Source organism: Flagellimonas amphidinii (assembly GCF_013090115.1).
Lineage (GTDB): Bacteria > Bacteroidota > Bacteroidia > Flavobacteriales > Flavobacteriaceae > Flagellimonas > Flagellimonas amphidinii.
Genome location: NZ_JABFNN010000030.1, coordinates 108,921 through 120,968, shown reverse-complemented (window position 1 = coordinate 120,968; position 12,048 = coordinate 108,921). Strand labels below are relative to the sequence as shown.

At 39.7% G+C, this 12,048-nt stretch carries 12 protein-coding genes; 10 read left to right on the top strand and 2 right to left on the bottom strand.

The annotated features are described in order from the left end of the window. Position 1 precedes the first annotated feature (1 nt). From HJC33_RS07205 to HJC33_RS07165, 9 genes are all read left to right on the top strand, one after another. Positions 2 to 532: a GNAT family N-acetyltransferase gene (locus HJC33_RS07205; protein ID WP_171658137.1), complete on the top strand. Its 531-nt coding sequence runs from the start codon at positions 2 to 4 to the stop codon at positions 530 to 532. Further along, positions 522 to 1,424, top strand: a complete 903-nt coding sequence (gene hemF, locus HJC33_RS07200; protein WP_171658136.1) for an oxygen-dependent coproporphyrinogen oxidase — start codon at positions 522 to 524, stop codon at positions 1,422 to 1,424. Before HJC33_RS07205 ends, hemF begins: the two co-directional genes overlap by 11 nt. Before the next feature lie 16 nt (positions 1,425 to 1,440). After that, entirely contained in the window at positions 1,441 to 2,229 is a 789-nt protein-coding gene (locus HJC33_RS07195) for a PhzF family phenazine biosynthesis protein (RefSeq protein ID WP_171658135.1), read from the top strand. 4 nt (positions 2,230 to 2,233) lie between these two features. Further along, complete coding sequence (gene hemB, locus HJC33_RS07190) at positions 2,234 to 3,223, top strand: porphobilinogen synthase (protein ID WP_171658134.1); 990 nt, start codon at positions 2,234 to 2,236, stop codon at positions 3,221 to 3,223. A gap of 3 nt (positions 3,224 to 3,226) precedes the next feature. Continuing rightward, on the top strand, positions 3,227 to 4,552 hold the full coding sequence (locus tag HJC33_RS07185; protein WP_171658133.1) for a serine hydrolase domain-containing protein: 1,326 nt from the start codon (positions 3,227 to 3,229) through the stop codon (positions 4,550 to 4,552). Between the two features lie 64 nt (positions 4,553 to 4,616). Next, the gene (locus HJC33_RS07180) at positions 4,617 to 5,315 is read left to right on the top strand and encodes an Ig-like domain-containing protein (RefSeq protein ID WP_171658132.1); all 699 of its coding nucleotides are present in this window, start codon (positions 4,617 to 4,619) and stop codon (positions 5,313 to 5,315) included. A gap of 13 nt (positions 5,316 to 5,328) precedes the next feature. After that, positions 5,329 to 6,189, top strand: coding sequence for a hypothetical protein (locus HJC33_RS07175; RefSeq protein WP_171658131.1), 861 nt, complete (start codon positions 5,329 to 5,331; stop codon positions 6,187 to 6,189). Between the two features lie 74 nt (positions 6,190 to 6,263). Next, positions 6,264 to 7,385 (top strand): CNNM domain-containing protein, encoded by a 1,122-nt coding sequence (locus tag HJC33_RS07170; RefSeq protein WP_171658130.1) that lies wholly within the window; start codon positions 6,264 to 6,266, stop codon positions 7,383 to 7,385. Next, entirely contained in the window at positions 7,385 to 7,855 is a 471-nt protein-coding gene (locus tag HJC33_RS07165) for a methylated-DNA--[protein]-cysteine S-methyltransferase (RefSeq protein ID WP_171658129.1), read from the top strand. The genes HJC33_RS07170 and HJC33_RS07165 overlap by 1 nt, the downstream gene beginning before the upstream one ends. Here the strand turns inward: HJC33_RS07165 and HJC33_RS07160 are convergent. Then, complete coding sequence (locus HJC33_RS07160; RefSeq protein WP_171658128.1) at positions 7,852 to 8,955, bottom strand: hypothetical protein; 1,104 nt, start codon at positions 8,953 to 8,955, stop codon at positions 7,852 to 7,854. The genes HJC33_RS07165 and HJC33_RS07160 overlap by 4 nt on opposite strands. Before the next feature lie 84 nt (positions 8,956 to 9,039). Between HJC33_RS07160 and HJC33_RS07155 the strand changes: the two genes are divergently transcribed. Next, entirely contained in the window at positions 9,040 to 9,753 is a 714-nt protein-coding gene (locus tag HJC33_RS07155; RefSeq protein WP_171658127.1) for a 3'-5' exonuclease, read from the top strand. A gap of 82 nt (positions 9,754 to 9,835) precedes the next feature. On the opposite strand, the gene HJC33_RS07150 is transcribed toward HJC33_RS07155, so the two are convergent. Further along, positions 9,836 to 12,034, bottom strand: a complete 2,199-nt coding sequence (locus HJC33_RS07150; protein ID WP_171658126.1) for a S8 family serine peptidase — start codon at positions 12,032 to 12,034, stop codon at positions 9,836 to 9,838. Positions 12,035 to 12,048: the final 14 nt, after the last annotated feature.

Sequence of the window (12,048 nt, the reverse complement as noted above, 5' to 3'; positions counted from 1 at the left end):
TATGGATAAAGGATTCAAAATAGAATATTTAAATCCAAATGATGCGAAAAGTTTAAATCTATTGATGGTTTCCAATGTTGATATTTTTAATCGTTTCTTCCCCAAAACAATGGAACAAAATTTACGCATATATGATTCAAAAAAATATATTCTTAAAAAATCTGAAGAAATAAAATCTAAAACCGAGTTTACATTTGCCATTAAAGAATCAAAAAATAGTTTGGTTGCAGGTCTGGTCATTCTTAAAGATTTAGATTGGAATGATGGAAAAGGTGAAATTGCTTATTGCTTGGGCAAAAAATATCAAGGAAAAGGCTGGGCAACTGCTAGTGTTGAACAAGTTTCAGAATTTGCATTTCATAAGCTTGGCCTCAACATATTAAAAATTGTAGTTCATAAAACAAACAGAGCTAGTATTGGCGTTGCTGAAAAATGTGGTTATACTTGGAAAAACACCATACCTAAAGCCTACCATCCCCCAAATGAAAAGCCTTTGGATATGGAACGATACATATTGACAAATGAAAAATAAATTTTATACCTACATCCAACAACTTCAAGATACCATCACCTCCAAATTGGAAGAAGTGGACGGAACGGCCAAATTCAAAGAAGATATTTGGAAACGCGCCGAAGGCGGAGGCGGAAGGACTCGGGTTATTGAAAACGGGGCCGTTTTTGAAAAAGGAGGGGTAAATATTTCGGCTGTTCATGGAGAACTTCCTAAAACAATGCAACAATATTTCGAGGTCGATGATGCGGATTTCTTTGCCTGCGGTCTTAGTTTGGTATTGCATCCAAAAAATCCAATGGTGCCGACAGTTCATGCCAATTGGCGTTATTTTGAAATGTATGATAAGGAAGGAAATATTGTAGATCAGTGGTTTGGTGGTGGACAAGACCTTACTCCTTACTATTTGTTTGAAGAAGATGCAAAGCACTTTCACACAGTCTGCAAAAATAGTTGCGATGCACATCAACCTGAATTTTATAATACCTATAAGAAGAAATGTGACGAATACTTCTGGAATGCTCACAGGAATGAAGCCAGAGGTGTTGGTGGGTTATTTTTTGACTATTGCAAAGCAACAGAAACCATGCAAATGCAAGATTGGTACAACTTTGTAGCCGAAGTGGGGGATAGTTTCCTGAAAGCTTATATACCAATCGTCCTCAAAAGAAAAGAACAGCCTTATACCCAAAAACAAAGGGATTGGCAAGAAATTAGACGCGGTCGTTATGTGGAATTCAACTTGGTGCATGATAAAGGAACCTTGTTCGGGCTGCGGACCAATGGCAGAATTGAAAGTATTTTGATGAGCCTTCCTCCACATGTACAATGGCAATACGATCACCATCCTGAAAAAGGCAGTGAAGAGGAAAAGCTAATACAAGTATTGGAAAAACCCAAGGAATGGGTATAATCACTAGCTTTACAGCATGAAACTCACCATATACCAAATTGACGCATTTACCGACCATGTTTTTGGGGGCAACCCAGCAGCTGTTTGTATGCTGGATGATTGGCTGGAAAATGGTCTAATGCAACAAATCGCGCAAGAAAATAATCTAGCAGAAACTGCTTTCATTGTTCAAAAGAACAGCACTTTTGAGTTGCGCTGGTTCACTCCGGAAGTTGAGGTTGACCTTTGCGGACACGCCACACTGGCTTCAGCTTATATGCTTTTCAATTATCATGGTGTAATGGACAAGACCATTCACTTTTATTCTCCCCGAAGTGGAGAACTGCTTGTTGAAAAAGCATCCAATGGATGGATGACCATGGATTTTCCAACGGATGAGATTGTTGCCATACGAAATATTCAAGAAATAGACACAGCAATTGGACTTACTCCCATAAAAACCCTTAAAGGAAAAACAGATTACGTTCTCATTTATAATTCGCAACAAGAGGTTGAGGCCATCAATCCCAATTTTTTACTATTGGACCAAATCGATTGCAGAGGAGTTATCGTGACCGCTCCAGGAGATGATGTGGATTTTGTTTCGCGTTTCTTTGCTCCAAAATGTGGCATCCCAGAAGACCCTGTTACCGGTTCAGCACATACATCGTTGTCCCCCTATTGGTCCAAGGCATTGAACAAAACCAAAATGACTGCCAAACAACTTTCCAAAAGAGGTGGTGATTTGGTCTGCGAACATTTAGGAGATCGTGTTAAAATCTCAGGAAAAGCAGTTCCCTATCTCATTGGTCAAATAGAAATATAAAGACATGTATCCATTAATCCGAAATAGAAGGCTAAGAGCCTCCGCATCCATCAGAAGGTTGGTGCGGGAAACCATAGTTACCCCAGATGATTTTTTGGTGCCACTTTTTGTGGTTGAAGGAAAAGGAATCAAGGAAGAAATTCCTTCCATGCCCAACTATTATAGATTGAGTCTGGATCAGTTGGACAAAGAAATCAAGGAATTATGGCAGATGGGCTTTTGTGCAGTTTTGCTTTTCGTAAAAGTTCCTGATGATTTAAAGGATAACAAAGGAACTGAAGCCTTAAATCCAGACGGATTGATGCAACGTGCCATTAAAACAGTAAAAAATAGCTGTCCAGATATGTTGGTCATGACCGATGTAGCACTAGACCCTTTTTCTTCCTATGGGCACGATGGTATAGTGGCAGAAGGACAAATTTTAAATGATGAAACTGCGGAAGTGTTGGCAGAAATGAGCGTTTCCCATGCTAAAGCTGGCGCAGATATTGTCGCACCAAGCGATATGATGGATGGTCGCATTCTTACCATTCGCGAAGCTTTGGAAGATGAAGGATTCCAAAATACCGGAATTATGAGCTACTCGGCCAAATACGCAAGTGCTTACTACGGCCCTTTCCGAGATGCTCTGGATTCCGCTCCTGTGGATATTGCCAATGTTCCCAAGGACAAAAAAACTTACCAGATGGACTTTGCCAATCGGTTTGAGGCCATTCGTGAAACCCAAATGGATATTGATGAAGGCGCAGATATTGTCATGGTAAAACCAGGACTCCCCTATTTGGACATTGTTCGGGAAATCAAAAATGAAGTGGATGTTCCCGTTGCTGTGTATCAAGTTTCAGGGGAATATGCCATGCTGAAAGCCGCAGCCGAAAAAGGTTGGCTGGACCATGATGCGGTGATGTTGGAACAATTGACTGCCATCAAAAGAGCTGGAGCCAATATCATTGCAAGTTATTTCGCCAAGGATTTTATTAGAATGATGAGCTAGCCTATGGTTTTTGGAAAGAAATCACTTTTAGTTGCTATTACTGTTTCAGCTTTTTGTAAAACGGCTATCCCCCAAAACAAACTCCCCTTTGCTTCTCCTGCTGAATTTGAATTGGATGGAAATTTTATTTCCGAAAAGGTAGATTCCATCATGGGATTGGGCATTCAACAAGAAGCTTTTCCTGGCGCACAATTGCTGGTGGCCAAAAATGACACCATAATTTTTCACAAAGCCTATGGCTACCATACGTATGACAGTATTCAACCTGTTGCCTTAGATGATATATATGATTTGGCATCGGTTACCAAAATCACAGGTCCGCTTCCTGCCTTAATGAAAATGGTGGATGAGCATCAACTGGACTTGGACAAACCTTTCAGCACGTATTGGAAACCATGGCGTCACCGAAAAGACAAAAAAGAGCTGACACTGCGTCAAATTTTGAGCCACCAAGCGGGATTGATTCCGTACATCATTTTTCTACAAAAAGTGATGAAAAAAGAAAAGATCAAAAAGCGATTTATCAGAAATCAACAGAGCAAAAAATTTAATAAACAGGTTTATTCGAATCTCTACATCAGCAATCACTTTGAAAGAAAGATGCATCGGATGATCAATCGCTCCAAAGTTTCCGATGAAAAAAAATACCGCTATTCAGGACTATCCTTCCTCATTTACCCTGAATTGATTGAACAATTGACCAAAACAGCTTACGAAACCTATTTGAAACAAAATTTCTATGACCCTCTCGGATGCACAACCTTGGGGTTCAATCCCAGCAAAAAAGGCTTTCCAAACAGCATAGTCCCTACCGAAAAAGATACACTATTTAGAAAAGCTCTGGTGCAGGGCTGGGTACACGATGAAAATGCCGCATTAAAAGGAGGAGTTTCTGGAAACGCCGGTTTATTTGGCACCGCCCATGACCTGGCCAAAATCATGCTATTCTATAAAAATTACGGAGCAGTTGGCAACAAACAACTCATTTCAAAAGAAGTCGTCAAAGAATTTACCACTGTACAATTTCCAGAAAACGAAAACCGCAGAGGATTAGGTTTTGACAAACCCCTTTTGGGGAATGATACTTTGGCGATTAAAGAAGCTTACCCCTCTCCCTTGGCCAGCAAAAGCAGTTTTGGCCACTCCGGATTTACAGGAACTTTTGTTTGGGCCGACCCAGAAAATGAGCTGGTCTTTATTTTCCTTTCCAACCGTGTTTATCCGTTTAGGGACCACAGAAATCTATATGAACTGAACATTAGAACCGAACTGCAAGATGTCTTTTATAGAGCCTCTACAAGTATGCACAATAACTACAAAGACCATTAATTTTTTAAGACATCTGTAAGGTTTTTTTCTGAACAATAACTAATGGAGGGAAAATTCATTAAAAATGAAGTATTTCCTTGCCACTCGTTATCAATTTATTGTTTGGGTCTTTCTTCCATTAGTATTTATAGGGTGTATCGGTAAAGATTATATCGATGATTTTGTAGAACCAGCTGTTCGGATAGACAATCCCATTATCGGTCTACAAACCTCTGATACCCACACTTATTCTGCTACTTTTTTTAATACCATTGGCCAACCAGAGAACACCGGTGTAAGTTGGTCCAGCTCCAATGAATCCATTATCACCATTAATGAACAAGGTTTAGCTACTGCCCTTACGGAAGGTCAAGCTACAATAAGTGTGTCCGTGGTTTTTGATGGAGAGACTATCTCCGACCAAGATGAAATTGTAGTCTCCACTGAAGAAATGGAAAACAATCAAGAGTCCAATAGAAGCGGAACCATCCGCTCTACCAGCAGCTATGATTTGGAAGGGGAATTTGCCTTGGAAACCAGCGGAAAAAGCCTTTTGTTGTCGTTTAATAGCAATTATGTGGCCTCATCAAGTCTTCCAGGGCTGTATCTCTATCTCAGCAATAATCCCAACTCTATTAATGGAGCCTTGGAGGTGGGTGCGGTGACCGTGTTTGATGGCGCACATTCCTATGCTATTCCAGACACCGGAATCAACGATTACCAATACTTGTTGTATTGGTGCAAGCCCTTCAGCGTAAAAGTTGGTGATGGCCTAATCAATTAAAACACGAAGACACATGATGAAACTATACAAACTCATTTTAGTTGCAATTCTGATTACATGCCATTTTTCATATGGGCAATGGACCCGAAAAACCGGGGATGGATATTACAAATTGTCTGCATGGTATTTGGAAGCAGATGAACATTACACGGACACTGGCGGAATTGAACCCAATGCTACACGAGGACAGTTCAATGCGAACCTTTATGCCGAATATGGGGTAACAGATAGATGGAACTTGGTGGGATATATTCCATTCTTCGCCAGAAGCTATCAAAACGACATTTTTTCAAGAACCACAAATGAATTGATCACTGAAGGAGAAGCGGTCAATTCCATTGGTGATATTGATTTGGGTGTGACCTATGGAATCATCCAGAAAGAAAAGTTGGCAGTATCGGCAACTTTGTTGTTTGGCATTCCCTCCGGAAATGATTCAGGTGGAAGCGATGGAAGCTACCAGACTGGTGATGGGGAATTCAATCAGTTAGTGAAAGTGGCCGCCGGAATCCCATTCAAGATTGCGAATAACTCCACCTATGCGAAAACCTATCTTGGTTTTAATAACCGTACCCAAAATTTTTCGGATGAACTACGGGTGGGTGCTGAACTTGGCATGCAATTTTTTAATAGCCTGTGGCTTGCAGGAAAACTGGATATCATCCAATCTTTGCAAAATGGATCTCTGAGTGCCCAAAACAATCAAGGAAGCATTTTTGCCAATAATGTAGAATTTGTTGGATTAGGTTTTGAAGCTGCCTATTACATCACTCCAAAATTGGGTATTTCTGCCACTTATGGAGCTGCTTTGGATGGTCGTATCATTTACGCCGACCCTTCTTATGCAGTGGGCGTCTTTTTGGACATTAAGTAATTCCGTCAGAAAATCAGCATTACAATCTCTCGTTGTATGCAATTTTGGTTACTTTTGAATCAATACTTAGATTCATGGGACTACTACTATTTTATGCCCTCATCTCCATTTTCTTTTCATTTCTATGCTCCATTTTAGAGGCCGTTCTTTTGAGCATTACCCCAACTTTCCTTAATGTTAAAAAACAGGAAGGCAAGGAATATGCGCATACCTTGGAAGCGTTGAAAAAAGATGTGGACAAGCCATTAATTGCCATATTGACCTTAAACACCGTTGCTCATACCGTTGGGGCCATTCTGGTTGGTGTACAGGCTAAAGTGGCCTATGCCGATATGTACGGGAATTCGACCACAACTTTTTTTGGTCTGGAATTTACAGAAGATTTGATGGTAGGGGTTGTTTCCTCTATTATGACCATCTTGATTCTGGTTGCTTCTGAAATTATCCCGAAAACCATTGGGGCCACTTACTGGAAACAACTGTCCAATTTTACCGCAAAAGCATTAAAACTGATGGTCTTTGTCCTTAAATGGACCGGACTTTTATGGTTATTGCAATTGTTCACTAAGTTGATAGGCAAAAAAGGACACCATGGTAGTGTATTGAGTCGTGAAGACTTCACCGCAATGACAGATATCGCCCATGAAGAAGGGGTTTTTCAAGAATCGGAATCCAAAGTGATCAAAAACCTTTTAAAGTTTGATGAAATATTGGCCAAGGATGTTATGACACCTAGAACAGTCATGAAAATTGCCTCTGAGGATACCACCATTCAAACATTTTTTGAAGCCAATCGTCCACTTCGGTTCTCCCGTATTCCATTATACAAAGACCGCATGGATAACATAACCGGGTTCTTTCTTAAGGACGAACTTCTCGAAGCCATCATCAATAAAAAGGGAGATCAAAATCTGGTGACCTTAAAACGAGAAATTCTGGTGACCAATAGAAGTAAACCTATTCCTGAGCTTTTTGAAAAGTTTGTGGAAAAGAGAGAACACGTTTCACTAGTGGTAGATGAGTATGGATCTGTGAGCGGATTGGTAACCATGGAAGATGTTATTGAAACTTTACTTGGTTTGGAGATAATGGATGAAAGTGACAACGTGGAAGACCTCCAAGTATTGGCCAGAAAGAACTGGAAAACCCGTGCAAAGCGTCTTGGGATTATTGAAGATAAAGATGAAGTAAACTAATGGAAGTTGCTTATTTACAAACTCCTATTGGTATTTCTGAGTTTAAAGGCGATATAAATGGATTAATTTCCATAGCGGTTTTGGATGAAAATAAACCTTTAGGTATAATTCCAGCTGTTCTACAAGATGCGGTAACCCAATTTCATGAATATTTTGAAGGCACTCGCAAGCAATTTGACCTAAAATTGAACCCAAGCGGCACCGATTTTCAGAAAAAAGTTTGGAAAGCCCTTTTGGAAATTCCCTACGGGAAAACAGTTTCTTATTTAGAACTTTCAAAAAAATTGGGGGATCCAAAAGCCATTAGAGCGGTTGCCGCAGCCAATGGAAAAAATCCACTATGGATTATTGTTCCTTGCCATCGAGTTATAGGAAGCAATGGTGAGTTGACCGGATATGCAGGAGGGCTGCATCGTAAAAAATGGTTGTTGGAGCATGAAAGTCCAGCGCCCCAACAATCCCTTTTCTAATTCTTCACAAAAAAGGTAGGAAAAAAAGGCAATGAAATTTGTTGCAGCAATTCCCCGTCAATTGAAGCTACAATGACCCCTCCTTCAATAGGGTTATCAAAAGTGCCGTACCCAATTAAAAAAATGTCTTGTGAAGCATCATAGACCTGTACCGTAAGATTTATGGCCTTACCAATTTCTGCTTCTGCTTGGGTGACCAAGCTTGCCAAATCCAAAAATGTGGTCTCTTTTGTATCCAAATTGTACACTGCTGGGCCTTTAGTAAATCTTGACGGCTGTGGATAGAAGAAATTAAAATATAAATTGTTTCCCACCAGTTCAGCATCATTAACTGCTCCTGCAGTAAACCCCAATGAAATATCCAGGGTTGTTTGTTCTCTAAAGGATAAGTCCCCGGGATTGTAGATTTCCAAATCTCCATTCAGCTCATTTTTAACAACCGCTATATTACCAGAATCCGTGATAAAAAAACTGATGGGTACCTTACTGAAATTCAAAACAGGGCCTTTGACCATTGTTATAGCATCATAAAAAGTGAACTTATAATTCCCAAGGTTATCCCTAAAAGCCATATACACCTTGTTATCATGTAGTTTAGGGGTAAATGTGGCATCCACACCAAAATCCACAGAAACATCAGTACTTGTGCCTTCTCCCAGTTCCCAATCTTGTAGCCCTAAACCATTGCTGTCGAAAGGACCGAAATAGCCAAAAAACACATTGGTGGTATTGTTTACGCCCCATGTAACAGATCTTTCGGCAGTATTGTTGTAAAAATTGGGATATAGCTGTGTTTCCTCAGTGATTATATTCTTTATCGCCAAAGAGAATGCCCCATTTGAAAAAGAGTAAAAAGATAAGGTTTCATTTAACTGGTTTAAGGTTAAATAATCAACCGGGACTCCAAGATCCTGTGTTAAGTTGAAGGTTTGTCCAGAATTCAATCCTGAATCATAGGTATATTGAAAAACACTGGTCAAATCTTCACCTATGACCGTAAAATCCGTTGCTTGATTTTTTGGCAAATCCTCATCTGAATCGTTGTCAGCAGAGCACCCAACAAGTAACAGGACAATTAATATCCATATACCATTTTTCAATTTCAAAGCAGTTTTTGTCAATTACAAGATACGATTTATTGGTTCAAGCCATGCTTTTAGCTTTCAATTTGGTACTTTTCTTACATGATTAAAAAAATACACTTGGAGCACATCCTTTTTCTGGATATTGAAACTGTACCTCAAAAACAACATTTTGAAGCATTGGATGAAACCTTCCAATTGCTCTGGGAACAGAAGTCCCAATACCAACGAAAAGATGAATTTACGCCATCAGAATTTTACGATCGGGCTGGAATCTGGGCCGAGTTTGGAAAAATCATCTGCATTTCTGTAGGTTATTTTGCTTTTAAAGGTGAACAAAGGAATTTCAGGGTTACTTCATTTTATGGTGAGGAACCTAAAATTCTAAAAAACTTCAAACAACTTTTGCTGGATCATTTTAATCAAACCAAGCATCTTTTATGTGCCCATAATGGAAAGGAATTCGACTTTCCATATATTGCCAGAAGAATGGTCATCAATGGAATCACGCTTCCTTATAAATTAGACCTCTTCGGAAAAAAACCATGGGAGGTGCCTCATTTAGACACCATGGAACTTTGGAAATTTGGGGATTTTAAACACTATACCTCATTAAAACTATTGGCCCATGTATTGGGGATTCCGTCACCAAAAGAAGATATGGACGGAAGTATGGTTAAAGATGTATTTTATGTAGATGGAGATCTAGACCGAATTGTTTCTTACTGTGAATTGGATGTGGTCACCACGGCACAGGTTTTTCTAAGGCTGAAAAATGAAGAATTGTTGGAAGACGAAGAAATTAAAAAAGTATGATGGGCCTTGGTAATCTGAAACCCAACCTAGCATTTCTTATCCTATAACTTATAATTCTTGTGCTGGATTGAATAATCACGGTTTAATTTTTATAGAATTTAGTACTATTGATTCCAGAATAGTCTTGTACCACTAAAACATAAAGTCCAGAGGCAAGGTTTGAAACATTGATGGAACCTTCAAGATTTCCTTTCCGAATTATATTACCGGAAGTGGTGACAATGGAATATGCTGCATCCCTTGATAGTTGCGCGGAATCAATATTTAAGTATTCCACCGCTGGATTTGGATACACCTCTACCTTCAATCCCTCAGAGTAACTCAAAGGTTCATAGGTGTATATTTGGGTTTCCACTCCATTGAATTCAAATTCAATAGTTTCTGAAAATTCGGATACGGCATTTTCGGTACAAATGGAACGGACACGAGCCTCATAAAAAGCACCTGTTTCTAAATTGGTAAGTTGAAACTGATTCTCCCAAAGCATTGTGCTTTGCCATACGTCTGCGTTAAAAGCTTTGTATTGCACCTCAAAAAGTGTTTCAGGTGCCTCGGCCCAAGAAATGGTTGTACTGGTCGCATCAGAAGAGGCCAATACAACATCAGATGGTGTTTCAATGCTACACATTGAGATTTGGGCTCCACTTACAATCAAGGAAAAATCTTGAATGCCCGTTTTCAAAAACCCTTTATGAGAAACTGTAATGGTATATTCACCACTGGCATTTTCAATTTCTATTCTTTCAAAAGGATCTACAACATTGTCACCTCTGGTTGCTGCACTGCTAGCCTGGGCCGGATTTAATTTCCATGGCGCATACGTTTCACCATTCTTAGTGATTCTAATATCCAAGTCATTGGTCAATGCAGGAGTAGTTGCATTCAATTCTCCCCTATTGATGAATTCCCCTTCTGGATCGGTCCAAGAAATGGAAGCCATCAAAGTTTCAGTGCCCTTGGCCTTGATAGTAATTGAAAACGTTTCTCCATCTATAAGGGTTTCTTCATTAACCAAACTGGTATAATCTCTATTTTGGAGAACTTCTGCGGCTACTTTGGTGTTCATTATCCCCCACCCCATTTTGTAATCCGGTCCTTTTGCATTTACGTCATCAGCAGTGTGCAAAGCCAAACCTTTTAGCGTAGCCGCTTTCATATAGCTGCCATATAATTCCTCATAGTATTGTTGTAGCAATAATAACGAACCTGTTACTCCTGGCGTTGCCATAGATGTACCTGCTGATGATTCATAACTGGAGTTTGATGTGCTTGTTGAGGAAAGAATACTGGATCCATCACCGGCCAAATCGGGTTTTATGCGTCCGTCATCAATTGGCCCAAAACTACTATACCCTGAAACTGAAGCTTCTTTTAATTCGCCCATACTCCCTATCTTGGTGTTTGCGCCGGCTATTGTCAATCCATTTTTGGAAGTTGCAAACCCTAACAACAAATCAAAACCATCTGCAGTTTTTCCAAAATTTGGACTGGCATTATCATAAGATTTCTGTGCATTCCCCGCAGCGGTGACCATTAAATAATAGGGTGCATTGTACATAATTTTGTCCCAATCTTGAGACACCTTAATATAGGATCCAAAATACCAATCGGGAACACGATCAGATTTTATGCCATAGGAATGGTTGCTCAACAAAAGTCCGTTGGCAGCTGCTTCAGCTACCTCAATTTTGTCACGGGTCCAATCATAGGTCAATGCTTTAGCACCAAAAGCTACTCCTTTTGCATTTGGCTTAACCCCAGAAGAAATTATATTACCGGTAACCATGGTGGAATGGGAACCAACCTCATCTGAATTATCTGCATTTGTAGCACGCATATCAAATTCTTGATGGCTAGTGAGTGCTACTCCAGCATCCCAAACCCCTACTTCCATTCCTGTTCCATTCAATCCCAATCCTAAAACACCGTCAGCATATAAGGTGTGGGCTCTACAAGCTTGATTTGAGGGATCATTTAATGTAGTATAAAAAAGTGGAGTGCCATCAGTGCCCATTTGTTTCAAAGCGATAATAGAGCCATCTTCTTGCTTTTCAGTCTTACTCCAACCTTTAAATCTAAGTGTGTTTGTTATCTTAGTGGTATTGGCCTTATATTCTTGTTCCATTTGCTGAATCATGGAAGCTATTTTACGCTGATCATAGCTGTTGCGGATTTGGTCTTTGGCAGTTTGGGACTGACCAAAAACAGCTGTAAATCCTATTAGGGAAAATAAGAGGAATGCAAAAAACCTAAACTTGAAGAAAGACCATTTGTAATCCATAGATTATTTATAAG

Bases quoted from the DNA above. Each gene is read 5' to 3' on its own strand.
- HJC33_RS07155 (WP_171658127.1), top strand. From the start codon at position 9,040: ATGATTAAAAAAATACACTTGGAGCACATCCTTTTTCTGGATATTGAA.
- hemF (WP_171658136.1), top strand. From the start codon at position 522: ATGAAAAATAAATTTTATACCTACATCCAACAACTTCAAGATACCATC.
- HJC33_RS07180 (WP_171658132.1), top strand. From the start codon at position 4,617: ATGAAGTATTTCCTTGCCACTCGTTATCAATTTATTGTTTGGGTCTTT.
- hemB (WP_171658134.1), top strand. From the start codon at position 2,234: ATGTATCCATTAATCCGAAATAGAAGGCTAAGAGCCTCCGCATCCATC.
- HJC33_RS07170 (WP_171658130.1), top strand. From the start codon at position 6,264: ATGGGACTACTACTATTTTATGCCCTCATCTCCATTTTCTTTTCATTT.
- HJC33_RS07185 (WP_171658133.1), top strand. From the start codon at position 3,227: ATGGTTTTTGGAAAGAAATCACTTTTAGTTGCTATTACTGTTTCAGCT.
- HJC33_RS07150 (WP_171658126.1), bottom strand. From the start codon at position 12,034: ATGGATTACAAATGGTCTTTCTTCAAGTTTAGGTTTTTTGCATTCCTC.
- HJC33_RS07175 (WP_171658131.1), top strand. From the start codon at position 5,329: ATGATGAAACTATACAAACTCATTTTAGTTGCAATTCTGATTACATGC.
- HJC33_RS07165 (WP_171658129.1), top strand. From the start codon at position 7,385: ATGGAAGTTGCTTATTTACAAACTCCTATTGGTATTTCTGAGTTTAAA.
- HJC33_RS07205 (WP_171658137.1), top strand. From the start codon at position 2: ATGGATAAAGGATTCAAAATAGAATATTTAAATCCAAATGATGCGAAA.
- HJC33_RS07195 (WP_171658135.1), top strand. From the start codon at position 1,441: ATGAAACTCACCATATACCAAATTGACGCATTTACCGACCATGTTTTT.